This window comes from Photobacterium rosenbergii, from assembly GCF_003026455.1.
GTDB classification, from domain to species: Bacteria; Pseudomonadota; Gammaproteobacteria; order Enterobacterales; family Vibrionaceae; genus Photobacterium; species Photobacterium rosenbergii.
The window spans coordinates 23,161-49,999 of the sequence record NZ_PYMB01000014.1; the positions used below are offsets into that span (position 1 = coordinate 23,161).

Consider the following 26,839-nt stretch of genomic DNA (forward strand, 5'->3'; position numbering starts at 1 on the left):
CCATGTACCTCGAGCATTTCGGCATGGTGTCAGCGCCATTTGGCCTGACACCAAACACTCACTTTTTCCATGCCTTGCCGCCACACCTGGAGGCGATTGATACCACCTTGGCGGCATTGGATATGGGCGAGGGGATCATTCAGATCGCTGGGGAAGTGGGTACGGGGAAAACCCTAGTGTGTCGGATGCTGATCAATCAACTTCCCGAGCACTTTGAGCTTGCCTACCTGCCGACGCCGGCTGAGAGTGGTTCTGCATTACGGGTCGCTTTATCTCGTGAGTTGGGACTGGAAGGCGAGGGCGATAACAGTCTGTTGGCAGATAGGTTGCAACAGGCTCTACTGTCACGCAAGGCGGTCGGCAAAACCGTAGTGGTGATCATTGATGAAGCTCAGGCCTTGCCCGATGATGCCCTAGAGGCTATCCGCCTGTTGGGTAATCTGGAAACTGAGCAGGAAAAACTGCTGCACATTGTCTTACTGGGCCAACCCGAGCTTGATAAACAATTGGCGAGGCAAGAATTGCGTCAGTTCCGCCAGCGGATCACTTTCCGTAGTGAACTAAGGCCTCTAAACCTGGCTGAAACCATCGCCTATATCGAGCATCGCTTACAGACCGCAGGTGTCCAAAAAGAGGTGTTTGCCTTACCACAGGGCAAGGCGATATGGCAGGCCAGTGATGGCATTCCAAGACTGATTAACCAACTGTGTCATAAGGCGTTGATCGCCGCATACAGTGAAAACAAATTAATGGTTGGACGTGATGAGGTGCTAGTGGCAATCCGCGATACCTTGGGCGCACGCCAGCCAAGATGGACATACCCGGTGCTGTGGGGATGGCAATAGATCATGAGTGAACTGAATAAAAAACTGAGCGCGCTAAGCCGCAAGCAGGGCCAGCAAAATGGCATGGCGTACAGTGATATCAAACCGGCAACGATAAAACCGGTGAAGCAAGCGAATCTGAAACCATGGGCAGCACTGGGCGTATTAAGCCTAGGTGCTGTGATGGGGATCGGTGGCTGGCAACTGTGGCAGAGCGAGGAGCCGGTGAGTGAAGTCGTTAAGGCGGTTAGCCCTGTAGCGACGGCAGAAGCCGCTTCCCCCTCATTCGCTGCCGAGGCTCCGTCTATCGCAAAAGCTGAAGTTGATAAAACAGAGAACAAAGTGGCTGAGCCACAGGTTGTAGCCAATATACCAACGCTTGAACAAGAGGTTGTCGAGCAGAAAATGGCTAGTAAACCTGTTGAGACAAAAGCGGCTGTTGCAACTAAACCAGAAGCCAAAACCAAACCTGCTCCCACGGTTTCAGCACCAAAAGCAGTGACGCCGACAGTCACGGCATCTAAAGCGCCACAACAAAAAGTCGCAACAGCATCGGCAGTGAAGGCAGCGAGGTCTCAGCCAATGAATCCAGCCGTGGCAACGGATAGTGTTGATGGGCTCCAGCAAAGTAACGAAATAGTCATAGAGGACGGTGACGAGAGCTTGATGATTGAAACCGTCGAGCTTGATTCAGGTCAACTGGCCCAAATCGAATACAAGCGAGCAGAGAAAGCGCTTAAAGAGGGCGATAGCCGCAAGGCGATTGGCTACCTAGAGACTGCCGTCAAATACAACCCACAGTGGATCACTGCCCGCCAGAAGTTGGCCGCGCTGTATTACGGTAGGGGTGATTCCCGCCGTGCGATTACCACGTTGCAACAAGGCTTGGTATTAGATTCCAACCAGCCGGATCTGCGTCTGACCATGGCTAAGTTGCTGGTTAATGAATCACAGCAGCAGGCCGCATTGAATGTATTAAGCCAGATGCCTTCTTATACCCATAGCGGTTATCTGGCGATGCGTGGGGCGCTTGCTCAGCAGCTAAACCAAAATGATCTGGCCCTTAGCAGTTACCAACACTTGGTGAAAGCGGAACCTTATGATGGCCGCTGGTGGCTAGGGCTTGGAGTAGCACTAGAGCGAGGCCAAGAGTTGGAGCAGGCAGAAGAAGCTTACCAGCAAGCATTGCAGATGGGGCAGATTTCCGGTGAGACACAACAGTTTATCCGTCAGCGTCTGGCGGTGCTTGCAAATAGTAAGGGGTAACCATGGCACTTCGACTACGTAAACGCCTCGGCGACCTGCTGATAGAAGAGGGGATTGTTACTCAGGACATGCTCGAACAGGCGCTGGATAACCAGCAATCTACCGGCCGCAAGCTGGGTGATACCCTGATCAGCATGGGGTTCCTGAGCGAGCAGCAGATGCTGCAGTTCCTTTCCCGTCAATTGGACATCCCTTTGGTGGATCTTAACCGCCTGACAGTCGATACCAATGCGGTCGCCTTGCTGGCTGAAGTACATGCCCGCCGCCTGCGAGCCTTGGTGATCAGTGAACATGACGGCATGGTACGGGTAGCCATGAGTGATCCGGCAGACTTGGCGGCACAAGAAGCCGTCTACGATCAGTTGGGCCAATACCGTATTGAGTTGGTAATAGCCTCTGAGCGCCAACTCATCACCGCTTTTGACCGCTATTACCGCCGTACCCAGGAAATCGTCTCGTTCGCCGAGCAGTTGCAGGCCGAGCACCAGCACCATTCAGAATATGCCTTTGGCTTGGATGATAACGATAATGATGAAGTCACCGTCGTTAAGCTTATCAACTCGCTTTTTGAGGATGCGATCCAGGTTGGCGCGTCGGATATCCATATCGAACCGGATAGCGATGTATTACGTATCCGCCAGCGTATCGATGGTGTATTGCACGAAACTCTGCTTAAGGAATCCGGCGTTGCATCAGCCTTGGTGCTGCGTCTGAAACTGATGGGTAGTCTGGATATTTCCGAGAAACGCTTGCCGCAGGATGGCCGTTTCAATATGTCGGTTCGCGGTCAGTCGGTTGATGTCCGTCTTTCAACCATGCCGGTCCAGCATGGCGAGTCGGTGGTGATGCGTTTGCTCAACCAGTCGGCGGGGATCCTCAGCCTTGAGCAGGTTGGCATGCCGGAAGATATCTTGCTGCGCTTCCGTCGCCAACTGCGCCGCCCGCACGGCATGATTCTGGTTACCGGCCCGACGGGATCGGGCAAGACAACCACCTTGTACGGCGCGCTTAGCGAATTGAACCAACCGGGCAAGAAACTGATCACCGCCGAAGACCCGGTGGAATATCGCTTGCCACGGGTTAACCAGGTACAGGTTAACAGCAAGATAGGCCTCAATTTCTCATCGATTCTGCGTACTTTCCTGCGTCAGGATCCCGATATCATCCTAGTCGGTGAGATGCGCGATCAGGAAACCGTCGAGATTGGTTTGCGCTCTGCCCTGACTGGCCACTTGGTTCTTTCTACCTTGCACACCAATGATGCGGTAGACAGTGCCCTGCGGATGATTGATATGGAAGCGCCGGGTTACCTAGTTGCCAGTGCCGTACGTGCGGTGTTGGCCCAGCGCCTTGTTCGCCGGGTCTGCAAAGATTGTGCAACCGAGCATGAAATAGAGCCGGACAAACAGCAATGGCTAATGGCTCGCTTCCCGCACCTAACCGAAACAACTTTCCGCAAAGGACGAGGCTGCCAGACCTGTAACTTCACCGGTTACCGTGGCCGTATTGGGGTGTTCGAGCTACTGGAAATGCGCCCGGATATGATGGATGCGCTGCGTGCTGGAGATGCGGTGCACTTCAGCCAGATTGCCCGCCAGTCGCAGGGTTACAAACCTCTGATTGAGTCGGCGATGGAGTTGGCACAGCAAGGCGTAACCAGCCTTGATGAAGTGCTGCTACTTGGCGAAGGCGATGAACACAACAGCTATGTGTTGTAACGGCGGGTAGGGGCTTTTAGGGGTATAGCATGGCAGTATTTAATTACCGTGGCCGAAGCAGCCAAGGCGATATCAAGCGTGGGCAGTTGGAAGCGGCTTCGCAGGACGCGGCGGCAGATATTCTGATGCGTCAGGGGGTCATTCCGCTGGAAATCCGCGAAGGCAAGGCCAAGTCGGCTGGGCTGGATATCGATCGCTTGTTCAAAAGCCGTATTCCGCTCGAAGTGCTGGTCATTTTTTGTCGCCAACTCTATAGCCTGACCAAAGCAGGTGTCCCCCTGCTGCGTGCAGTACGCGGATTAGGCCAGAGTGCCAGCCATCCTTTGATGCGTGAAACCTTGGATGCCGTAGTGGTTGAACTGACCAACGGTAAATCGCTGTCGGCCTCGATGAAAGAACATCCAAGGGTGTTCTCCGAGTTGTTCGTCTCGATGATCAGCGTAGGCGAAAATACAGGTCGCCTGGATGAAACCCTGCTTCAACTGGCGCAGTATTTCGAGCAGGAGATGGAAACCCGCCGCCGGATAAAATCGGCGATGCGTTACCCGACCTTTGTCCTAATTGCGATTACCTTGGCGATGTCGGTCCTTAATATCAAGGTGATCCCGCAGTTTGCCTCTATGTTCAGTCGCTTCGGCGTTGAATTGCCATTGCCGACCCGCATCCTGATTGCCACCTCGAACTTCTTTGTTCATTACTGGCCTTTGATGCTCGGGGCGGTGGTGGTGAGTTGGATTGCTCTCAAGGCGTGGCGTCAAACACCTGCCGGTGGCGAGAAGTGGGATAAATTCCGGTTAAAAGTGCCAATTGTGGGCGATATTGTCAACCGCGCCCAGCTATCACGGTTTTCTCGAACTTTCTCACTAATGATACGTGCTGGGGTACCGCTCAATCAGGCGATCCAGATGTCGGCGGAATCCCTCGGCAACAACTACCTGGAAAACCGTTTGATCGAGATGAAAAATGGTATCGAAAGCGGTAGCAGTATTGCAGCGATGGCCCGCCAATCAGGGGTATTTACGCCATTAGTGCTGCAGATGATTGCCGTTGGTGAAGAGACCGGGCAGGTTGACGATCTGCTGCTTGAAGTTTCCGACTTCTATGACCGTGAAGTGGATTATGACCTTAAAACCCTGACGGCACGTATCGAACCTATCTTGCTGTTTATCGTCGCGATTATGGTGCTGGTACTGGCACTAGGTATCTTCCTGCCAATGTGGAGCCTGCTTGATGTTGCGCGCGGTGGCTAACCTGAAGTATTTCGCCCATGTGCGCTGGTTTATCTGGGGTGGTGTCATTTTCCTGATGGTCTGGACCCTGCTTGTCGAGTGGCATAGGGTCAATGAAGAGGCTGAGCGTACCCGGGTCAATTTATTGGCACAAACCATGACCCGAAGTGCATCGGCTTTGCGCCAGAAATGGGAACTGGAAAATAGGCCGAGTCACTCCAAAACCAACGGCATTGAATATTCATTTACCCATAAAGGCTGGCCGATAATTTTACAAAATGACCATGTTGATTGTGCTCAAATGTGGAATTTATTGTCATCTCGGCAGCGTCCCGTCGATTATTTAAGCCTTATCGATAAAAAAGAAATGAGATCAGACCTTTATAATTCATGTTATTTCCAAATTAATGACGGAAAATGGCTAGCATTATTTTATGAAAATGAGACAATACACACCAACGGTTTTTTGACGCTTTCCGAATAGCGGTGACGTCGATTTGACAAAAACAAAAAAAGGGTGAGTAAAGATGAAAAAGCAAGGCGGTTTTTCGTTGGTGGAGTTGGTGATTGTCATTATCGTGGTTGGCCTGCTGGCAGTAGTTGCATTACCGCGATTCCTGAACGTGACGGATGAAGCTAAAAAAGCACAAATTGAAGGTGTTGCGGGTAGCTACGCAACAGCGGTTTTATCTGCGCGTGCACAGTGGGAGGCTTATGGCCGCCCGCAAGATGGTAGCCACAATAAAGTCAATTACGATGGTACAGAATTCTATCTTTCAACAATTGATAACAGCACGAACAGTTTCTTAAGCCGTGAAGGTTACCCAGTTTCAAAAGCAACTCGCAATGTTTCAAATATGAAAGTTGATGATTGTGAAGTGTTGATAAAAGAGCTTTTGCAAAACCCACTTCAAGTCACTAGAGATACAGGTGCGGTCGGTAATGGTAACTATCAATATTTCGTTGATGAACTGAAAGGCTCAGGTGATGACACCGAGTGCCGTTACTACCAGTTATCATCGTCGGATTCTAAGGGGAATACTGTCAACCCAACTTCTGGCCATTTCTTCTCTTACAAGCCTGCTTTGGGTCAGGTAACTGTAACCTTTAAATCATAAACATTAGGAGTAATTTATGAAACGTCAAGGCGGTTTTACGCTAATTGAAATGGTTGTGGTAATTGTCATTCTGGGTATCCTTGCCGTGACTGCAGCACCACGTTTTTTGAACTTGCAGAGTGACGCGCGAGCATCGACACTTGAGGGCTTAAAAGGCGCGATTAATGGAGCTACCGGTATCGTATTTGGTAAGGCTGCTATTGATGGCGTTGAGCTGAATGATGGTGGTACTACTTCTGTTGTTGTAAACGGAATTAAGACTAGCTTTGGATATCCAACAGCAGAAGCTGATGGTGTAACTGCTGCACTTAAGCTTGATACTGAGAGTGAGTGGATTGATGGTTACAGCACAGAATCCAATAAGACTCGTGCTGCTATTTACACCCAAAATAATAAGGCACTTACAGATTCTGATGGTTGGGCAAACAAAACAGATCAAGAGCGCTTTACTCTGATAAAAGGTAAAAATTGCTACGTGGAGTATGTTGAGGCTCATAATTCTACTGGTGGCGACCCTGAGAAAACAACGTTTAATGAACCTAAATTAAACGTTGTAAGTACTGGCTGTTAATCAATAAATAGCGCTCCCCGGAGCGCTATTTATTCAGGGCAATAGTTTTCATTATTGCCCTGAATAAATAGAAACCTTAAATAACTTCCCGGGTGACTCATGCCCCGACAGAATTACGGAAACAGCCACACAAAGAGCGCTGGCTTTACTCTCCTTGAACTCATTATTGTTATCGTGCTGATTGGCATTATCAGCGTGACCGCTGCCTCGCGCCTGTTTGGTCGCAGCGGGTTTGATGCCGTGCTGGCCCGTGACCAAGCAATTTCCATCGCTCGCCAAATTCAGTTGGTGGGAATGAATAGCTCGGTAAATCCTGCTAACCCAAACCGTTGTCTTGCCCTTCGAATAAGCACTACTGAGTTCGGCTCAGAAAATTGTGCCAGTAATAGTCAATCCACTCACAAGCTGACTTTGGAAAATGATCTGGTCAATTTCGCCTTTTTTGATGGTGTAAACGCCCATAACTCGTCCGATATATATTTCGATATGCTCGGCCGCCCCTCAGTCATTAGCAATCAGCAATTGCAACGTATCTGCACGGCGTCAAACTGTCAGGTAACGATTACGTCTCGCAACGGTGAACAGGCGAGTTTGTGCATTAATAGCGAGGGGTATATCAATGACTGCTCAATTTAACCTCCCCGCTCGTCAAAGGGGCTTTACCCTGATTGAAGGTATTATCACCATCGTGATCTTGGGGATTGCCATGGTGACCCTGACCAGCTTCTTGTTCCCCCAAGTTGAGCGCTCTGCAGCGCCTTATTACCAGGCCCGTGCTGCGGCGATTGGCAATGCCTTCCTCAACGAAATTCTCTCTCGCAAATTCGATGAAAACTCAGACCCGTTTGGTGATAGCAAGGTGCGCTGTGGTGAAACAGGCCCCGATGGCAAGACCTATGACTGCACAACGCCGGATGGTAATGGTGTCTGGCCGTTTGATAAAGACAGTGAGTACTTCGATTACGTCATGCCGGGGAGTTCACTGCCTACAGGTAAAGGGTTGGTAGTTGCCATTGCCAACGATGTCGATGATTTTCATGGCTGTTGGGGCGATTTATCACTTTGTTATGACCGTTACAGCCATAATCAGTTTCCTTGGCGCGGGGCGATAGAAAACCTTACCGGTGAGAAGGTGGCCGAGGCTGATACTTACCGGAATATGACCGTAAAGGTTGATGTCCGGTACGACAACAGTTTCAACACTGCGTACCCACAAGACACACCTTTTCCCTATCAACACAAACGTATTGTGGTTGAAGTGGATACTGGCCGCCATGGCAAGTTTGATTTTGTAGCCTACCGGAGTAACTACTGATGGCTAGGTTTAACTCAAAAAAAGCCAGCATAGGCTTCACGCTGATGGAGATGGTCATCAGCTTGGTGATCCTCGGTATTATTGCGCTGGCGATAGGCAGTTACCTTCAGTTAGGCGCTGAAGGTTATGTCAGCACCGTCAGTCGTGACCGTGTCCAGTCTCAGGCACGTTTTACCCTTGAAAAAATGACCCGAGAAATTCGCCATGCTGCGCCAAATAGCCTAGCTACAACGGGGAGTTGTATCAGCTTTTATCCAATCCATTTAGCTGGCTTTACCCTTGGTGATGCCCGAACAACCAATGTTGAGTTAGTGCCTACTATCGGTGATGAGCTCGATTGGCAGGCAATTACCAGTAATAACAAATTGGCGCTTGCTGTTGGTCTGGGTAATTCAGCTGAATATGCCGCGAAGCCTTTTAAAATCAACCGAGTTACTGCCGGACCTGATGGTAATAATACAGTATTGGTGAATGTTTCAGCCCCACTTGAAAACCGCTCCCCAGCCAATCGTGCCTACGCATACGGTCAACCGGTATCTTTCTGCTTGGAGGCAAATGTACTCAGACGTAATTCAGGTAACAGCAGCGCAGTCATTGCCGAGCAGGTCTTAAGCTTTGATGTTGCCGTTAATGGCAAAGGGTTGGAAAACAATAGCATGGTGCACCTTGGTTTGATTTTTCAAGATAGCCGGACGGGTGAGAACTTTAGCTACGAACATACAGTGCAGGTGATCAATGTTTTATAGCAGGCAGCGAGGCAGCGCATTAGTGGTGTCGCTATTTATTATCACCGTTATGGGGGCCTTTGCCGCCGCCATGATCCGGATTGATTGGTCCGGGCAGGACACCACTGCCCGCGAGGTATTCTCTACCCGTGCTTGGTATGCGGCCCACTCCGGTAACGAAATTGTTTTAAGTAAATTGTTTCCGCTTGGGCAGACGGAATCCGACCCGGATGTCTGTCTCGAGTACAAAGATGGGAAAGCCCTGAACGCCAATTTGTTTTCTTGTCAAACATTGGTCGTGACGTGCTCTAGGACCAGCTATCAAGATAGCGGGTCAGAGGCATTCAAATACCATATAGAAAGTACCGCAACTTGCGGTGCTGGGCAGTTTTCAACGACCCGTACCCAAGAAGTGTGGGCGAAGGATTTAGAGGTTGCGTTACCATGAGAGCCATTAAACTCTGCCTTTGGCTATTGATGCTGGCAATAGCTATGCCTGCATCTGCTTTAGAATTTCGCTTTGGGGAGTACCAGTTATCTGAACAAGGGATAGCCCATTGTATTGGCTCTGGGGCAGCAAAAAGTTGTGAAATTACATTCGATCAGCCATTTACGACTACACCTTTAGTATTTTTGATGCCGACGATTGAAGAAGGTGTTGGTCGTGATGCGCCATCTACCTTGCGCCTTATAAATGTGACGAAAACGGGGGCTACGTTTCGTCAGTATATTGCTCCCATGAGAGATGGTATTGAGCTTAAGTCAATTGGACAGAAGTGTTTCCCGAATACTAAGCATGAATACTGTCTAGAGACTGTGCCGATGGACAAAGTGCGTTATTTTGCCATTGAGCCTGGGACCTTGAATTTTGGTGAGAAAGGACGGATACAAGCGGGGACTGTTGAGGTTAGCCGATATTTAGTAGGAGGTAATGGCGTCAACAATAACAACCTTCAGACTGTCTCATCACCGGTAAATTATAATGCTGCATTTAATAATCCAGGGGTGTTGCTGAGTCTACAAGGAAATGGTGATAAAGACTTAGGTTCTCAGCAGCGCTGGGTAACACCTGTGGTTACAGCAGTACAGCGTGACTTAGACCGGATGTTTGTTGCCTTGGATCGTTCGGAATTAGTAAAAAGGGGGCATTATCTAGGTAGTGCACAAAAAGTCGCGTACATCATTGCTGAGGGGCGGGGTAGCTACAAAGGGCTCCAATTTGCGATGGGGGCAGGGGCAACACTAAATACCTTGGTCAATGGTTTAAAGAAGTTTGATCAAGTGACTGAACCGACGTTACGGCAGTGTGCAGCGACAGTCCCGGTTCCTTCCGGTTTTTCTAATGAACCATTTATTATTGCTTCAAAAAACTCACGTAAAGGTAACAATGGCGGGTGGATCCGCTTATGCAGGCTGGAGTCATCGGGAAACAATAGCTATAAAGTCAGCTTTGTTAATGATGAAGATCTTAATGAAAAAAACATTAATAGCGTTGAGCGAAAGCACCTAAGCGAAAACATTGGCTTTATGGCTTTTCAGCGAAAAGTCAGTGAGCAAACTTGTGATGTATTTCCTGGCCCGGCTCAGACATGGACTTCACATAATAGTTATAAGGCAAAATTGAGTGAAAAAGCGTTAATCAAGGGGACATATAAACAAAATGGTTATCGCTATCTGTATTTTCACACGTCATCAAATGGACGTCAGGCATGTGATGGAGAAAATTGTCAGTTTCCTGGCTATAACCAGCCAGACCTTTGGGCAAAAGAACTTGATCTTGGTGACTTCCTTAATAGCTCATCCCATATTAATTCTAATGGTTCAAATAACACTCTCAATGAATATCAAAATTTCCACCTGAGTAAGAAAACTGTAACTTTGCGAGGTGGAGCTGGAGAGAAAATTAATCATCTACAACTAGATCACGGTTCGACGCTGTATCTTGATAGTGGTACCTATTGGTTCGAAAAGCTAATCCTTACGGGGGGGAGTCAGATCATTACGCAAGGTAATGTGACTATCCACTCTAAAATAATTGATTTATCGACCTCTTCAACGATTAAGCCTGAAAATGGTGTTCCTGATTCTCTGCAAATTTATGCTCACATGGGGGGCGGGAACTTCAACACACCTAATGTGAATCTGAGTCAAGGGAGCTCAATTGTTGGTTTAGTCTACTCCGAAAGTAAAGTGAGTATTGCTGGTGGTGAATGTTCATCAGAGGCTAATTGTGACGTGACCTCCATTACCGGGGCTGTTACTGCGGCGAGATTAGATATGAACAGCAATTGGAATGTGCCAAGTGCTGTTATTAACGGTAAAAGTTCCTGTTTTGACACCACACCAGACTTCACCTTAGATATTAGCCCTAAGTGGCAACAGAACATGCTCTGTGAAAGTCAGGAAGTGTTGTTTAGCCTTGAACCAGATGATGGTGGGGGGGAAACCTTTGCTGGGGATATTACAGTCAGTATCACTGCAAAATCCGGACAAGCGGCTGCTGGGGTTTGGTCGACTTCTAAGTTGGAAGGGGGTAATTACGGTCAGCGATTTAGCGACGGGGTGCCTTTTACGGTACCTGTGGGTGCTTTTGATAATAATCAAAAAAGAATTTGGCTTAAGAGTGATTACCTTGGTGAGCTAGAGTTAACTGCAACCATTGAGGGGATAAGCGGTAGCGCTCCGGTAGGACGGTACCAATTTTTACCTGGTGGTTTTGTCATAACTCCTAACCCTGTGCAATTAGTCGCGGGCAAACCGGCGACACTTACAGTGAAGGCGATGGCCTGTAATAGTGGTGACTCGGTGATCAGTGAGTACACCGGTCGAAAGACACTTAATATTAAGACCGAATATGGTAAACCGACAAGCAGCAATAGTCGTGCAGATAAAGTCATGTTGCAAAATACAGCGGGTAGTGACAAGACGACATGGCAAGGCGCTCAAGGTCAGTTTACTTTTAGCAATGGTGTCGCCAGCAATATCCCGGTCAAATATGACGATGCAGGTGAGATGACACTGACTTTGTCTGATCCCAAGTGTACCAAAGACAACTGTGACCTGAATGCTATTGGCGGTCAGTCTTCACAAAGCAAGTCGTTGCCAGCGGACTGGCAAGGGTTAACTGGAACGGCCTTGATTAAAAGTCGTCCCTACACTTTTGCTTTGTGTCAGTCAGGTACTCCGAATATTGAACAGGCGAGTGGTGATGCCAATAGTGGGAATGGTTTTATTGCCGCAGGTGAAATTTTCCATACCCTATTGAGGCCCGTTGTTTGGAAGCAGGGCGACAGTGTAGCTGAATCTGGTGCACAACCTGCGATAGATAGCAGCACAATGTGTAGTAACCGCCTGATCACTGAAAACTTCTATAAGTCTCAGGCCCCTGCGGCACTAGTGGAACTGAGTCATCAGTTACAGACACCTAATGATCAGCAGGCCGTTGCGGGGACGCTCTTTGGTGGCTCCGCAAAGACGAATATCCAGCTAAAAACACAGCCATATGCCTTACAGTGGGATGAAGTGGGCAGCATCCGTCTAACTGCTGATACGCAAAATAGCTATCTAGGTATGGATATTAATTCAGGCTATCGGGATGTTGGTCGTTTTTATCCTAAGTACCTCAAACTTATCCGTGATGATTTGCAATATCCTGAAAGGCAGGGATATTTCTCTTACTTGGATCAGCCGTTTACCTTCGGCTTTTCTGTTGGGGCGTTTGCTGAAAGTGGTCATGGAACAGCGGGTAATGCCGTGAAAAATTATTGGTTGTTCGAAAAAAACGTCCCTAAGCCAAAGTTAAAAGCAGGGATACAGTTTTTGGTATTGGACAGTACCAAAACCGATGAGGTTGTCGAGCGTGCTCAGCGTATAGAGCATGCCTCGCGTAAAGGTATTCCTTATATATGGTCTTGGAGTGGCGCAACGTGGGCGGCAAGTGCTGATCAGGATAAGGCGACACAAATTACAGTTAATGAGCCTAATTTTACCTTTGTGCGTGATTACACCGAGGGCCATCGGGGTTCCCAACCACGTTTTAGCGAAAAAGATGGTCCATTCGATAGCATGAACACGCGTATGGGACTGAAGATTGTCCCTGCTAGCGATCCAATTGATTGGGCTTATCTGAACTTGAATGATGATGTGGTACTGGAAGAGAGCGCTAAGCGGGAGTCGATCCAAATTTGGCGTAGTCATCCTGATATCCGCTATGGCCGTATGGCGCTGGACGATGTCTCCGGGCGCTTTGACAGTGAACTGTCTATACCGCTCCGGGTCGAATACTGGGATGGGTTGGACTTTGTGACTAACAAGCAGGACAGTGTCGCTGCATTTGATGGCGACTTGTCGTGCAAACAAATTCTTTCCCAATCTGACACTACCGTGACAAGCACCTCGTACACTCGCGGGTCAGGAAATGTAAAATCAGGGGCCACTCGTTCCGGCGAGTTTGTTGCGGTACCGACCGAAGTGAAGGATAAAGACGGTAATTCACTGATTTATCGTGAACAGGTGCGTTTTTGGCAGAAGGTTATCGGCGATAGTCCTATGGCGATAGTCAAAGAGCCGGAAATTACTTGTGGAGCCGGTCCTTCAAGCGGCCATGACAATTATCAGCCATGGTTAACCTTCGATTGGCGTGGAAAAGGCGACGAGAGCCCACACTCGACAGTGACCTTAGGTGCCTACCGAGGTAACGATCGTGTGCTTTACCGCGGTGAAAAGGGCATTAATACAATGCTCGATTAAATAAAATGCCGATCTGTGGCAGGTTTGACAATCCTTACCTTGTCTCGATCCGCACCCCTTGATACATTTAGCGCAATTTAACGAATTTGTGAGCTTGCAGGATTAGCCGAAGACTATGTTTAAAAAACTTCGTGGCATGTTTTCTAATGACCTGTCTATTGACTTGGGTACAGCCAATACCCTTATTTATGTCAAAGGACAGGGCATCGTACTGGATGAACCATCAGTAGTAGCGATCCGCCAGGATCGTGCCGGAGCAACTAAGAGTGTGGCCGCAGTCGGTCACGACGCCAAGCAGATGCTAGGCCGTACCCCGGGTAATATCGCGGCAATCCGTCCGATGAAAGACGGTGTTATCGCAGACTTTTACGTTACTGAAAAAATGCTTCAGCATTTTATCAAGCAGGTGCATGACAACAGCCTGCTGCGTCCAAGCCCACGAGTTCTAGTTGCGGTACCTTGCGGCTCTACTCAGGTTGAGCGTCGAGCCATCCGTGAATCTGCCCAAGGTGCAGGTGCGCGCGAGGTGTACTTGATCGACGAGCCAATGGCGGCGGCGATCGGTGCGGGCATGCCAGTTTCCGAAGCAACCGGCTCGATGGTGATCGATATCGGTGGTGGTACGACTGAAGTTGCGGTTATCTCGCTAAACGGTGTGGTTTACTCATCATCTGTACGTATCGGTGGTGACCGCTTCGACGAAGCGATTATCAACTACGTGCGCCGTAACTACGGCAGCCTGATCGGTGAAGCAACGGCGGAACGCATCAAGCATGAAATCGGTTCGGCTTACCCAGGCGATGAAGTGCGTGAAATCGAAGTTCGCGGCCGTAACTTGGCAGAAGGTGTGCCACGTAGCTTTACCCTGAACTCAAACGAAATCCTAGAAGCGCTGCAAGAACCGCTAACAGGTATCGTATCAGCAGTGATGGTTGCACTTGAGCAGTGTCCGCCAGAACTGGCATCGGATATCTCCGAGCGCGGTATGGTACTGACCGGTGGTGGTGCACTTCTGCGTGACCTGGACCGTCTACTGACCGAAGAAACCGGTATTCCAGTGGTTGTGGCAGAAGAGCCACTAACGTGTGTTGCCCGTGGTGGCGGCAAGGCACTGGAAATGATCGACATGCACGGTGGCGATCTATTCAGCGAAGAATAATGCCCGTTCGGGCATGTCGACAAACAGGTTATAGCGTTACATGAAACCTATCTTTGGCAGGGGGCCTTCCCTGCAACTGCGCCTGTTTCTAGCCATTTTACTGTCGGTTGGCCTTATGCTGGCCGACAGTCGTCTTGACGCCTTTGCCAACGTCCGTTACCTGCTCAACTCGGCCATTTCCCCGTTGCAATATGCAGCTAACCTGCCCCGTGATCTATTGGGTGGTGTTTCCGGACAGTTCAGTTCACACCGGCGTCTACTGGCAGAAAACAAAGCCCTGCAACGCGATCTGCTGGTTCAGCAGAGCGATGTCCTGTTGCTGGAGCAGCTAAAACAAGAAAACCAACGCCTGCGGGAACTGCTGGGCTCACCATTTGTTCGTGATGAGAAAAAGCTCATTGCCGAGGTGATGGCGGTGGATTCTGATCCGTATAGCCATCAGGTGATGATCGACAAAGGCCGGGTAGACGGTGTCTACGAGGGCCAACCGGTGATCAACGAGAAGGGGATTGTCGGCCAGGTTGCCTATGTCGGTGCCCATAACAGCCGGGTGTTGCTACTGATTGACCCAACCCATGCGATCCCCGTTCAGGTGGTCCGTAATGATATTCGCGTCATTGCCTCGGGCAGTGGCCAGATCGACCAGATCCAGCTCGAACACGTGCCTAGCAGTACCGACATTGAGGTAGGTGATTTGCTGGTGAGCTCAGGCTTGGGTGGTCGCTATCCTGAAGGGTATCCGGTCGGTAACGTCACTGAGTTTTCGTTCGATAACAAACGCCCGTTTGCCCAAATCAAAGCAAAGCCGACAGTGCAGTTTGATCGTCTGCGTTACCTTTTGCTGGTATGGCCGACTCCGCGTGAAACCTTGACTGAGGGAGAGTTCAACAGTGGCGAATAGTCGCGCTAACGGCCGAATCTGGATTTGGCTGTCATTTTTGATTGCGCTGATTCTACAGGCTGCTCCTTGGCCGGGGGAGCTGGAACCTTTTCGCCCATCTTGGGTAGTATTGGTTGCCTTTTACTGGGTGCTCGCCTTGCCCCACCGAGTCAATGTCGGAACGGCGTTGGTCTTGGGCTTGCTGTGGGACCTGATGCTAGGCTCTACGCTGGGGGTGCGGGGACTGATGATGGCGGTCCTTTGCTACATCGTCGCGCTAAACTTTCAAGTATTGCGTAACCTTTCATTGTGGCAACAGGCGATGCTGGTGGCCTTGTTGACGCTCGGCGGTAAGCTGGTTGAGTTCTGGGCTGAATACCTGGTTTCGGTGATCACTTTTGACCCGGAGAGACTATGGGCTGTATTGCTTAACTTCTTGTTATGGCCGTGGTTATTCCTGCTGTTGCGACGGATGCGTCGTAAGCTCTCAATTCGTTAAAATAGTCTCCCAATGGGATCCGTTCAATGCTAGGGTGTAACCAGACACATCGAACATGCTTGAATGGATCACATTGATTTATCACACAAAAGCAAATGAATGATATCATGTCGACACCACAACTCTATTTGGCCTCAGGCTCGCCGCGCCGCAAAGAACTTTTGACCCAACTTGGCTACCAGTTTGAGCGGGTTGTCGTTGATGTTGAAGAGCAGCATCAGGCAGGCGAATCGCCTGCAGATTATGTCCAACGTTTGTCTGTAGACAAGGCATTGGCTGGCGTTGCGGCGGTGGAAGGCAAAGCACCGGTATTGGGTGCAGATACCATTGTGGTGTCGGGTGATCGTATCTTGGAAAAACCCAAGGATTTTGACGATGCCCGGCAAATGCTTCGCTTGCTGTCAGGCAAGCGCCATCAGGTGATGACGGCAGTGACCGTGGCCTGTGATGAGCGTCAAGAAACACGCTTGGTAGTGACCGATGTGTGGTTCAAAACACTGTCAGATAAAGAAATAGAAGACTACTGGCAAAGTGGTGAGCCGCAGGACAAAGCAGGGAGCTACGGCATTCAGGGGATCGGCGGCAAGTTCGTCGAGCGTATCGATGGCAGTTATTATGCTGTGGTGGGGTTACCTTTGGTGGAAACCGACATCATGGTTCAAGACTTTTTAGATTTATCAATTTAGAGGCAACCATGAGCACAGAGCTGCTAATTAACGTGACCCCGAGTGAGACGCGCGTCGCGATGATCGAGTCGGGGACCCTGCAGGAGGTTCACATTGAACGTGAATCCAAGCGTGGGATCGTTGGCAATATTTATAAAGGGCGTGTCAGCCGAGTGTTGCCGGGAATGCAGGCGGCCTTTGTTGATATCGGCCTGGAAAAAGCGGCATTCCTGCACGCATCAGACATTGTCCCGCACACCGAGTGTGTGGCGGAGAACGAGAAGCAACAGTTTCAGGTACGAGATATTTCGGAGCTGGTACGTCAGGGGCAGGATCTGGTGGTGCAGGTGGTCAAAGACCCATTGGGTACCAAGGGTGCGCGCCTGACTACTGATGTGACCCTTCCTTCACGCTATTTGGTCTTCATGCCGGGGGCTAGCCATGTTGGTGTATCCCAGCGTATAGAAAGCGAAGAAGAGCGTGAGCGCCTTAAAAACGTAGTGAACGAATACTGCGACGATCTAGGCGGTTTCATTATCCGTACTGCCGCTGAAGGGGCAACCGATGAAGAAATGGCGCAGGACGCGGCGTTTCTTAAACATCTATGGCGCAAGGTGCTTGAGCGCCGTGCCAAATACAAGCCGAAGTCAATGCTATACGGTGAGTTGGGTCTGGCGCAGCGTATCTTGCGTGATTTTGTCGGCACTGAGCTTGACTGTATCCAGGTTGACTCCCGTTTGGGCTATGAGAAGCTCAAGGAGTTTACCGATGAGTTTGTCCCTGAACTGAGCGACAAGCTGGAATATTACGCCGGTGAGCAGCCAATCTTTGATTTGTTCGACACTGAAAATGAAATCCAGCGCTCGTTGGATCGCAAGGTCGAGCTGAAATCCGGTGGTTACCTGATTATCGATCAAACCGAGGCGATGACCACGGTTGATATCAATACCGGGGCCTTTGTCGGTCGCCGCAACCTTGAAGAGACTATCTTCAACACCAATATCGAAGCCACCAAAGCTATTGCCCGCCAACTACGCCTGCGTAACCTAGGTGGGATCATCATTATCGACTTTATCGATATGGCCCACGACGATCACCGTCGCCGGGTGTTGATGGCGCTGGAGCAGGCCTTGTCCTACGATAGGGTAAAGACCAACATTAATGGTTTTACCCAGCTAGGCCTGGTTGAAATGACACGTAAGCGTACCCGCGAGAGCATCGAGCATGTCTTGTGTGATACCTGCCCGACCTGTGAAGGCCGCGGTACCGTGAAAACGGTGGAAAGTGTTTGCTACGAAATTCTTCGTGAGATCACCCGAGTCAACCGTGCCTATGATGCAGACAGGTTTGTCGTATATGTGTCTCCGGCGGTGGCCGAAGCGTTGGCCGGTGATGAATACCACGCCCTTGCCGAGTTGGAAGTCTTCATTGGCAAGCAAGTGAAAATTAAGGCAGAGCCGCTGTACGTACAAGAACAGTTTGATGTCGTGATGATGTAAAGCGGAGCAATAGAGTGACAACAGTTCCAGTTCGACTGGCACGTGGATTGATGTGGCTGGTACTGACAGTGTTGGTACTGGCCGCTGTTGCGATTAGCGGTCTGCGATTTTACCTTCCCCAGCTCAATGAATACCGTGAGCCGATCCGCCAGTGGGCTTCCGAGCAAATCGACATGGACCTTGACCTCGAACTGGTTGAGGGCCATTGGCGAAACTTTGGTCCGTCCTTGGTACTGCAGGGGGTCAAGGTTAATTTGCCTGGAGCACCAGAGTCGCTGGTCAAGGTCGGCGATGTCTCTATGCAGCTCGATATGATGGGAACCGTACTCAGCCTTAGTCCGGTTTTCCAAGACATCCGTATCGATGAGCTAAGCCTGGATCTGACCCGCCTATCAGGTACGGAAAGTAGCAATACGGCCAGTTCAGAGCGCAGCCAGATGGCGACGATAGAGCGGCTCGAGGAGCTGCTGTTTGTCCAGTTAGGCCAGTTCTCGGTCCGAAATTCCGATATTACCTTGATGTCGCCTGCCGAAGAGAAGTTGACGGTCGATATCAAAGAGCTGAAGTGGGATACCCATAACCGCCAACGCCGTGCGGAAGGGGTTGTCAGTATTGCTGATACCCATTTCAGCCAGATGCAAGTGATTGCTAACCTGTCTGACAACCGCTCCTGGGCCAAGATGTCCGGTGATATCTACCTGCAGGCGCGTAACCTTTCTGTGACGCCGTGGCTAAACAAGCAGCACCTGACCGATGCCAATATTACGGGCAGTAATCTTAATGCTGAAGTTTGGCTGACCTTGTCTGGCGGTGCGCTGCAGCAGAGCTTAGTCAAGCTTGATGATAGCTTCTTGCGTTGGCAGTTGGGCGAAGAAAAACACCAGTTCCGGGTCCGTCAGGGCCTAGTGCAACTTGAACCGCAGCAAAATGAAAACGGTGAATCAGGCTGGCGTATCGACAGTGATCAGATGGTACTGGAGACCGATGATACCCCTTGGCCGGCATTTGATATTGCCGCAAGCTGGTTACCCGGTGATTGGAAACTGGCTGCCACTAACCTCTCTCTCGAGAACCTGCAGCCGTTTGTCACTTTCTTGCCTGATGACAGCGAGTTGGTCGACGTCTTGTCAACGCTGCAGCCTTCTGGCCAGATCAGCGATATCCGTGTCGCTGCCAGTAAGGATAGTGCGCCACAATTTTCTTTTCATGTTAGCCAGTTAGGCCTTAAGCAGTGGGAACTGTTGCCGGGGATCCACAAGTTAGATGCAGTGGTTGCGGGCAACACCCAGGGTGGTCGTGCCATGCTTAACCTGAAAGAAGATGAGCTACCTTACGGCGACGTCTTCCAGGCTCCGCTGAACATAGATGCAGCCGATGTCACCGCCTACTGGCAAGTTGGTGAAGACGGCTGGCGTTTGTGGAGCGACAAGATTGATGTGGCGACCCCGCATCTCAAGGTCGATGGTCAATTCCGTTTGGATTTTCCGGCCGACGCGCCATCATGGCTGTCATTTTATGGCGAGGCCAGCTTAAATAATGCCGGGGAAACCTGGCGCTACCTACCAACCTTAGCGCTGGGTCGTAGCCTGACTGATTACCTGTCCGCAGCCATCCGAGGCGGGCAGGCAGAGTCAGCACAGTTGTTATGGTACGGGGAGCTTGCTGATTTCCCTTATGGTAACCATGATGGGGTATTTCAGGCGTATGTACCGCTTCGCCAAGGCAAGTTCAGCTTCGATACCGCATGGCCTGAACTGACCGATCTCAAACTCGACCTGCTGTTTGAAAATGACTTCATGTACCTCGATGCCACGCATGCCAAGACCATGGGAGCAACGGCTTCTAAAGTGACCGGTGATGCCGAGCTAAGCAGTGACGGCCACCTGAAACTGACGGTCGATGTCGCTGCCGAAGGAGATCAGGTTCGTGATTACATGCTGGCTACCCCGCTGGTTGACTCGGTCGGCGCCGCGCTGACAACGGTGCAGGTGAGTGGGCCGGTAACTTCTCAGTTTAAACTCGATATCCCTTTTGATGGTGAAGACGTTAGGGCATGGGGCCGCGCAGAGCTAACTGGCAATCAGGTACAGTTGGATGCGCCGCCACTAACCCTTGAAGGCGCAATTGGCACTATTGAGTTTGATGATGACAAAGTGTCTGCCGAGAAAATCACGGCCAACCTATTGGCGCAACCTGTCAATGTGAGCTTTTCCGGTAACAGTGTGGCAGAGGGCTATCGCGTCGATGTCGCGTTAGATGGTGACTGGCAAGTTGAGACTCTGCAGCAGCAAGTGCAAGACCCGCTACTAGCGAAGGTGACCGGACGAAGCCGCTGGCAAGGTACGGTAGGCGTGGATCTCAACGATACCGGCTTTGAATACCAAGTCGGTATTCAAGCCGCATTGAAAGATGCAGTGAGCACCTTGCCGTATCCATTGGCTCTGGCTGCGGGGAGCCCGGATACTTTCAAGCTGGATGTAACCGGTAATGGCCAATCACTGGTGGGTAAAGCTACCCTTCCGGGGGTGGCTTATCAGGCCAAGATTGACCTTAGCGGCGAGAAGCTCAATATTGATGCTAGCCAAATGGCGATAGGCAAAACCGCTTTGCACCGTCTAAAAGCCGGTGAACACGGTTTAGATATTGTGGCTGACAAAGTTGATGGTGACAGCTGGGTAGATTTGATTTCGGCGGTACATGACAAAGTGGAAGCTGATGCTGCTTCAAATAGTGCATCAGTGAAACCTGATATTCCTGTGCCAACCCGTATCGAAGCCAATGTTCGCCAGATAAAGCTGGCCTCGCTGGATTGGAACCGTGTCGTTTTGTCTGCAAGTCAGCGCGCTGATACCTGGCAATTCCGTCTTGATAGCCGGGAAGCGAAAGGCCAGGCCCGTTGGCCAAAAGGACAGCCTCTGGATTTGGCGATAGATACGTTCCACCTCAACCTGCCTCAGGTTGATGTCGAAAAGCCAAAGGAAAAATACAAGCCGCAGCGTGACATCCCTGCAGCGACCGACTTTGACCGCAGTATGATGGCGAACCTGCCTGAGATGGACCTGATGTTGAAGGATGCTTGGCTGCAGGGTTACCGTCTCGGTGAGGTGTCCGGCAAGCTACGCCGCGAAGGCAATATGCTGGAGCTGGTCAACTTTACCGTTGATTCCGGGGCCACCTCCCTTAATCTCGATGGTCATTGGAGCCTTGATGGTGACCGCAGTGAAACCCAGATTGCCTTTGATATCGAGGGTAAGAATAGTTCTGACCTGATGGGGCGTTTTGGCATCACTGGCGGGATCCAGGGGGCGAAGTTTAGCACCTATGCCTCGATCCAGTGGCAAGGCGCGCCGTGGTCGATGCACCGCGAGACCTTGACCGGTGAGTTGAAGTCGGAAACCGGCCAAGGGGTGATCAGTGATATCGGTGGCGCGGGCCGACTGCTGGGCCTGTTTAGTATCGACTCGTTGATCCGCCGGATGCAGCTTGATTTCTCAGGGATTTTTGACGAAGGCCTCGCGTTCAACTACATCCGTGGTAGCGGTCGAATTGAAAATGGCCGTTTCGAGACTGACAATATTAAGATGCAGGCACTTGCGGGTGACATGTTTATCCGCGGAAGTGCTAATCTTGTCAATGAGACAGTAGATGCAAGGGTGAGATTCATTCCTGATTTTACATCAGGCATTCCAGTCCTTACCGCGTTTGCGGTGGCACCTCAAACAGCAATTTATGTCTTTGCTATCTCAACGGCACTATCGCCTGTTCTGGATGTATTTACCCAAGTTAACTATGTGGTGAAAGGGCCGATTGATTCGCCAGTGGTGACTGAGCAGTCCCGCTTCACGGGCGAGTACAATGTCTCAGAGATGCTAAAAGGCAAAGACAAGGAAGCAAAATAACAACAATACCCGCCAAGCTGCCGTATAGGTAGCTTGATAGCGGCAGCAAAGGGAGAATGCAGATGGCTAAATTCGGTATTGTACAAATGACTTCAGGGGCGGATCCTGAGATAAACCTCAAGCACCTGAAGATGAAACTCAAAGGCTTGCAATTGCAGGGTGCCAAACTGGTTGTCACACCGGAAAACTGCCTGGTGTTTGGCTCCCGAGAGGACTATCTAGCTCATGCTGAGCCGTTAGCTGAGGGCCCTTTGCAGGCGCAAGTTGCTGCTTTGGCTAAACAGCTGGGGATTTGGGTGCTGATTGGCTCGATGCCAATCCGCCAGCTTGACGGGGCGATCACCTCGACGGCTTTGCTGTTTGATGACCATGGCCAACTTCAGGGCCATTACGATAAGCTGCATATGTTTGATGTCGAGATCGACGATGCCCACCATAGCTACCGTGAGTCTGATACCTTCCGTGCCGGCCGTGAAACCAAGGTGATCGCGACGCCGTTTGGCAACATTGGTTTATCTATCTGTTATGATGTGAGGTTCCCGCAACTTTATGCTGCGCTGCGTGAGCAGGGAGCCGATATTATCGTTGTTCCTGCTGCCTTCACCAAGGTAACGGGTAAGGCGCACTGGGAATTGCTGTTGCGAGCCCGTGCTGTTGAAACCCAGTGCTGGATGGTGGCTGCTGCCCAGTGGGGAGAGCACAATGAGCAGCGCGAAACCTGGGGGCACTCGATGATTGTTGACCCTTGGGGGCAGGTCGTGGCTTGCCAGCAACAGGGGACTGGGGTCATGGTGGCCGATGTCGACCTTGATTTGAGCAAGGCTATCCGAACAAACATGCCACTTGTTGAGCACGCACGATTCAGTGTTCAGCAACGTGAAGGCTGACCGGCAGAGGGGCCGGGTAGCAATGAATATAAGAGCAAACTAAATGACGCTGGAAACTGTAGAAAACACAATGCTGGCCCAATCCGGGTTAGGACGTGAAGAGCTAAATCAGGTACTGGGGCTAGTGGCGGCACGCAATGTCGATTATGCCGACATCTATTTCCAGTCATGCTGGCATGAGTCTCTGGTGCTTGAAGACAGCATCATTAAAGATGGCTCGTTCAATATTGACCGTGGTGTTGGTGTTAGGGCGGTATCTGGCGAGAAGACGGGCTTCGCGTATTCAGACCAGATCAATCAACTTGCCTTGCAGCAATCAGCTAAAGCTGCCCGTGGTATTACCCGCAGCGGTGGTAACGGCCAGGTGAAGGCATTTGCCCCGGTAACGGCAAGCGGGATCTATGCTCCGGTCAACCCGCTGGACAGCTTCGACAAGCATCAGAAGATTGCTTTGCTGGAGGAAATCGATCGTTACATCCGTACCAAAGAGCCTTTGGTCAAGGAAGTGTCGGTTAGCATCAATGGTGTCTACGAGCAGGTGCTGGTAGCGGCACTTGATGGCACCTATGCAGCGGATATTCGTCCGTTGGTTCGCCTTTCTATCAGTGTTCTGATTGAGAAGGGAGACAAGCGCGAGCACGGTAGTGCTGGCGGTGGTGGCCGCTACGGCTACGAGTACTTCCAGACTGAAGAAGGCAACGGCAAGTCGGTGGCATTGAACTATGCTGATGAAGCTATCCGCCAAGCCCTGATCAACATCGAGGCAGATGAAGCACCTGCAGGTACCATGCCTGTGGTACTTGGCGCCGGTTGGCCGGGTGTATTGCTGCACGAAGCGGTAGGCCATGGCTTGGAAGGTGACTTCAACCGTAAAGGCTCTTCGATGTTCTCGGGTCAGATGGGCGAACAGGTCACTTCTAGCTTGTGTACCATTGTTGATGACGGCACGCTGAAAGATCGTCGTGGCTCACTCAATATCGATGATGAAGGTACGCCAGGCCAATACAATGTGCTGGTTGAGGGCGGTAAGCTTAAAGGCTACATGCAAGATAAACTCAATGCGCGCTTGATGGGTGTAGCGCCAACCGGTAACGGTCGCCGTGAGTCATATGCACACCTTCCTATGCCGCGTATGACCAATACCTACATGCTACCGGGCGAGCACACACCGGAAGAGATCATTGCCAGTGTTAAGCAAGGTGTCTATGCGCCTAACTTCGGCGGTGGTCAGGTTGATATCACCTCGGGTAAGTTTGTGTTCTCGGCATCAGAAGCTTATCTGATTGAAAACGGTAAGATCACCCGCCCAATCAAAGGGGCAACTTTGATCGGTAGCGGTATCGAGGCGATGCAGCAGGTATCGATGGTCGGTAATGACCTGGATATCGACCGTGGTGTCGGTGTCTGTGGTAAGGCGGGACAGAGTGTACCTGTTGGTGTTGGCCAGCCAACCCTGAAAATCGAGTCGATGACAGTCGGCGGCACCCAGTAAAAGAAAAGCCAGCGTAAGCTGGCTTTTTTGTCTGTCACTTTGTTGCCGACTTGGGCCAAGACTAAATTTCAAAGACGCATAAATACTTCCCTGTAGCTCTATCCCGCCGTCCATGGCGGGTAAGCTTTGAAATCTAGCCTTGCCCCATGCCTGAAATAGGGTGCCTGACCTTAGTCTTCCAGATACAGTTCTTTCAGGTACTGGAAGATTTCGCGGTAGGCTTTGGCTGGCTTGTTCTGGGCTTTTTCTTTATTAGCCTGGCGAACTAGTTGGCGTAGGCGCTGGCGGTCGGCATCAGGGTGATCAACCAAAATGGCATTGATCATGCTGTCGCCGTTTTCGATCAGCTTTTCACGCTTTTGCTCCAGCTTCTTCAGCTCGGCTGTCGCTTGGTTGTGTTTGTTGTTGATCTTGTCCAGTGCCGCTTGGATAGGCTCAACTTCTACTTGGCGCATCAACTTACCAATACGCTGTAGCTGACGGCGACGTGCTTCTTTGTTGAAGCGTTGTGCGTCCTTCACAGCCTCAAGCATCTCTTCATCAAGAGGCACTTTTGCTAGGGCATTAGGTTTTAGGTTAACTAGCTCTTCACCTAGCTTCTGTAGGGCTTCCATGTCGCGTTTCATCTCGGATTTACTTACCCAGATGATTTCTTCTTCCGGTTCCCATGGGGCTTTTTGGTTTTTACGGCTCATAACTGGCTCATGACTTTTGCATTTGGTTTTTATTTTACCAGTTTAATCGTGATTTGGGGCGCAAAATCCACCTAGGCAGTGTTATCCTAAGAGTAATACCAATTTCATTGGCTTACCTCTTGCGCTGCGATGCAGGTCTGAAGGTTAGGGCCATTATTGAGATAATTATTATGGACGTGAGAGAACAGGTTGCCCAGCAGCGTGTGGAACTAGAAGCCGCAGTGGCAAAGGCGCTAGAAGTTGCCGGTCAGCAAGCGGATGCAGCGGAAGTTGCCATTAACAAAACCACAGGGATCAGTGTTTCGACCCGGATGTGTGAGGTCGAAAATGTTGAATTCAACAGCGACGGTGCCCTTGGTATCACGGTATACCGTGGCCAACGTAAAGGCAGTGCTTCTACCTCTGATTTAAGCGAGAAAGCGATTGCCCAGACAGTGGCTGCCGCTCTCGATATTGCCCGCTATACATCAGAAGACCCGTTTGCAGGCCCTGGCCCTGCAGAGCTAATGGCTAAAGATATCCCTGATTTGGACTTGTTCCACCCGGATGAGCCTGAGCCGGATCACGCTGCAGAAATCGCAGCCCGTGCCGAGCAGGCGGCGCTGGAGTTCGATCCCCGCATTAAACAGAGCGATGGCGCTAGCTACGATAGCCATTACGGTATTCGCGTATACGGTAATAGCCACGGTATGCTTGCTAGTTACGCCTCTAGCCGCCACAGCACCAGTTGTTGTGTTATTGCCGAAGGCAAGAACGGTGAGATGGAGCGTGACTACAGTTACACCACAGCTCGTCGTGCTAATGAGCTATGGACACCGGAGCGTGTTGGCCAAGAAGCAGCTGAACGTACTGCTGGCCGTGTAGACCCGCAAAAACTGTCTACCCGCGAAGCGCCAGTGATGTTCGCGGCTGATATTGCGACCGGAATGTTTGGTCACTTGGTGATGGGAATTAGCGGCTCTAACCTCTACCGTAAGTCCTCTTTCCTATTGGACAAATTGGGTGAGCAAATCTTCCCTGAGTGGCTGAATATCAGCGAGCGCCCGCATATCTTGCGCGGTATGGCGAGTACGCCGTTTGATAGCGAAGGTCTTGCTACCAAAGACTTGGAGATCATCCAAGATGGCCGCCTGCAAACTTACCTAATGACCAGCTATGCAGCCCGTAAGCTGGGCCGCCAGCCGACCGGCCATGCCGGTGGTATCCATAACTGGTTGGTGAACTCGACCGGTGAGAGCTTCGAGCAGATGCTCAAGAAGATGGACCGTGGCCTGCTGGTTACCGAGCTGATGGGACAGGGCGTCAACATCGTTACCGGCGATTACTCCCGTGGTGCTGCAGGCTTCTGGGTTGAAAACGGCGAAATCCAATATCCGGTCAGCGAAATCACCATTGCCGGTAACCTAAAAGACATGATGCAGAATATCGTGGCAATCGGCAACGACACCGAAACCCGCAGCCAGATCCAAACCGGCTCAATGCTGTTGGATAGCATGAAGATAGCGGGTGAATAACCTCTCGGGATCCTAGATGATAGATCCTCGTTCCTAGAGGAGGCTGTTTCTAGGATCTAGGTTCCAGGAACTCGTTACTAGAGTTACAAAAAAGCGAGAGGCTTACACCTCTCGCTTTTTTAATGGTTGTCGTAT

General features: G+C 50.7%; 22 protein-coding genes. 21 read left to right on the forward strand and 1 reads right to left on the reverse strand.

Annotated features, from left to right (window positions below):
* The first annotated feature begins 2 nt into the window (after nucleotides 1-2).
* The 20 genes from C9J01_RS20335 (at nucleotide 3) to tldD (ending at nucleotide 24,495) form a co-directional block, all read left to right on the forward strand.
* Nucleotides 3-845, forward strand: coding sequence for an ExeA family protein (locus tag C9J01_RS20335; RefSeq protein ID WP_107299977.1), 843 nt, complete (start codon nucleotides 3-5; stop codon nucleotides 843-845).
* 3 nt (nucleotides 846-848) lie between these two features.
* A complete protein-coding gene (locus C9J01_RS20340; RefSeq protein ID WP_107299978.1) occupies nucleotides 849-2,090 on the forward strand; it encodes a tetratricopeptide repeat protein in 1,242 nt (413 codons plus the stop codon).
* A 2-nt stretch (nucleotides 2,091-2,092) separates the two neighbouring features.
* Complete coding sequence (locus C9J01_RS20345; RefSeq protein WP_107299979.1) at nucleotides 2,093-3,808, forward strand: GspE/PulE family protein; 1,716 nt, start codon at nucleotides 2,093-2,095, stop codon at nucleotides 3,806-3,808.
* A gap of 29 nt (nucleotides 3,809-3,837) precedes the next feature.
* A complete protein-coding gene (locus tag C9J01_RS20350; RefSeq protein ID WP_107299980.1) occupies nucleotides 3,838-5,058 on the forward strand; it encodes a type II secretion system F family protein in 1,221 nt (406 codons plus the stop codon).
* Nucleotides 5,039-5,521, forward strand: a complete 483-nt coding sequence (locus C9J01_RS20355) for a hypothetical protein (protein ID WP_107299981.1) — start codon at nucleotides 5,039-5,041, stop codon at nucleotides 5,519-5,521. The genes C9J01_RS20350 and C9J01_RS20355 overlap by 20 nt, the downstream gene beginning before the upstream one ends.
* Nucleotides 5,522-5,564: 43 nt before the next feature.
* Nucleotides 5,565-6,155, forward strand: coding sequence for a prepilin-type N-terminal cleavage/methylation domain-containing protein (locus C9J01_RS20360; protein ID WP_107299982.1), 591 nt, complete (start codon nucleotides 5,565-5,567; stop codon nucleotides 6,153-6,155).
* Nucleotides 6,156-6,171: 16 nt separating this feature from the next.
* Complete coding sequence (locus tag C9J01_RS30065; RefSeq protein WP_107299983.1) at nucleotides 6,172-6,726, forward strand: prepilin-type N-terminal cleavage/methylation domain-containing protein; 555 nt, start codon at nucleotides 6,172-6,174, stop codon at nucleotides 6,724-6,726.
* A gap of 99 nt (nucleotides 6,727-6,825) precedes the next feature.
* Nucleotides 6,826-7,362 carry a prepilin-type N-terminal cleavage/methylation domain-containing protein gene (locus C9J01_RS20370; RefSeq protein ID WP_107299984.1) on the forward strand — a complete coding sequence of 179 codons (537 nt, stop codon included), beginning with the start codon at nucleotides 6,826-6,828 and terminating at the stop codon, nucleotides 7,360-7,362.
* Entirely contained in the window at nucleotides 7,346-8,041 is a 696-nt protein-coding gene (locus C9J01_RS20375; protein WP_107299985.1) for a type IV pilus modification PilV family protein, read from the forward strand. Before C9J01_RS20370 ends, C9J01_RS20375 begins: the two co-directional genes overlap by 17 nt.
* Nucleotides 8,041-8,787 (forward strand): PilW family protein, encoded by a 747-nt coding sequence (locus tag C9J01_RS20380; protein ID WP_107299986.1) that lies wholly within the window; start codon nucleotides 8,041-8,043, stop codon nucleotides 8,785-8,787. The genes C9J01_RS20375 and C9J01_RS20380 overlap by 1 nt, the downstream gene beginning before the upstream one ends.
* Nucleotides 8,777-9,214, forward strand: coding sequence for a hypothetical protein (locus tag C9J01_RS20385; protein ID WP_107299987.1), 438 nt, complete (start codon nucleotides 8,777-8,779; stop codon nucleotides 9,212-9,214). Before C9J01_RS20380 ends, C9J01_RS20385 begins: the two co-directional genes overlap by 11 nt.
* Nucleotides 9,211-13,515, forward strand: coding sequence for a DUF6701 domain-containing protein (locus tag C9J01_RS20390; RefSeq protein WP_107299988.1), 4,305 nt, complete (start codon nucleotides 9,211-9,213; stop codon nucleotides 13,513-13,515). The genes C9J01_RS20385 and C9J01_RS20390 overlap by 4 nt, the downstream gene beginning before the upstream one ends.
* Before the next feature lie 115 nt (nucleotides 13,516-13,630).
* Nucleotides 13,631-14,674: a rod shape-determining protein MreB gene (gene mreB, locus C9J01_RS20395; RefSeq protein WP_039464726.1), complete on the forward strand. Its 1,044-nt coding sequence runs from the start codon at nucleotides 13,631-13,633 to the stop codon at nucleotides 14,672-14,674.
* Nucleotides 14,675-14,714: 40 nt separating this feature from the next.
* On the forward strand, nucleotides 14,715-15,575 hold the full coding sequence (gene mreC / locus C9J01_RS20400) for a rod shape-determining protein MreC (protein ID WP_107299989.1): 861 nt from the start codon (nucleotides 14,715-14,717) through the stop codon (nucleotides 15,573-15,575).
* Nucleotides 15,565-16,053: a rod shape-determining protein MreD gene (mreD, locus tag C9J01_RS20405; protein ID WP_107299990.1), complete on the forward strand. Its 489-nt coding sequence runs from the start codon at nucleotides 15,565-15,567 to the stop codon at nucleotides 16,051-16,053. The genes mreC and mreD overlap by 11 nt, the downstream gene beginning before the upstream one ends.
* A gap of 107 nt (nucleotides 16,054-16,160) precedes the next feature.
* Complete coding sequence (locus C9J01_RS20410; RefSeq protein WP_107300056.1) at nucleotides 16,161-16,739, forward strand: Maf family protein; 579 nt, start codon at nucleotides 16,161-16,163, stop codon at nucleotides 16,737-16,739.
* Between the two features lie 8 nt (nucleotides 16,740-16,747).
* Nucleotides 16,748-18,217: a ribonuclease G gene (gene rng, locus C9J01_RS20415; RefSeq protein WP_107299991.1), complete on the forward strand. Its 1,470-nt coding sequence runs from the start codon at nucleotides 16,748-16,750 to the stop codon at nucleotides 18,215-18,217.
* Nucleotides 18,218-18,231: 14 nt separating this feature from the next.
* Entirely contained in the window at nucleotides 18,232-22,116 is a 3,885-nt protein-coding gene (locus tag C9J01_RS20420; protein ID WP_107299992.1) for a YhdP family protein, read from the forward strand.
* Between the two features lie 62 nt (nucleotides 22,117-22,178).
* Nucleotides 22,179-23,003, forward strand: coding sequence for a carbon-nitrogen hydrolase family protein (locus C9J01_RS20425; protein WP_107299993.1), 825 nt, complete (start codon nucleotides 22,179-22,181; stop codon nucleotides 23,001-23,003).
* 43 nt (nucleotides 23,004-23,046) lie between these two features.
* Nucleotides 23,047-24,495 (forward strand): metalloprotease TldD, encoded by a 1,449-nt coding sequence (gene tldD / locus C9J01_RS20430; protein ID WP_107299994.1) that lies wholly within the window; start codon nucleotides 23,047-23,049, stop codon nucleotides 24,493-24,495.
* A gap of 170 nt (nucleotides 24,496-24,665) precedes the next feature.
* Here the strand turns inward: tldD and yjgA are convergent, their stop codons facing one another.
* Nucleotides 24,666-25,190 carry a ribosome biogenesis factor YjgA gene (gene yjgA, locus C9J01_RS20435; RefSeq protein WP_107299995.1) on the reverse strand — a complete coding sequence of 175 codons (525 nt, stop codon included), beginning with the start codon at nucleotides 25,188-25,190 and terminating at the stop codon, nucleotides 24,666-24,668.
* A gap of 170 nt (nucleotides 25,191-25,360) precedes the next feature.
* Here yjgA and pmbA point away from each other — a divergent pair, with 170 nt between their 5' ends.
* Nucleotides 25,361-26,704, forward strand: a complete 1,344-nt coding sequence (gene pmbA, locus C9J01_RS20440) for a metalloprotease PmbA (protein WP_107299996.1) — start codon at nucleotides 25,361-25,363, stop codon at nucleotides 26,702-26,704.
* Nucleotides 26,705-26,839 lie beyond the last annotated feature (135 nt).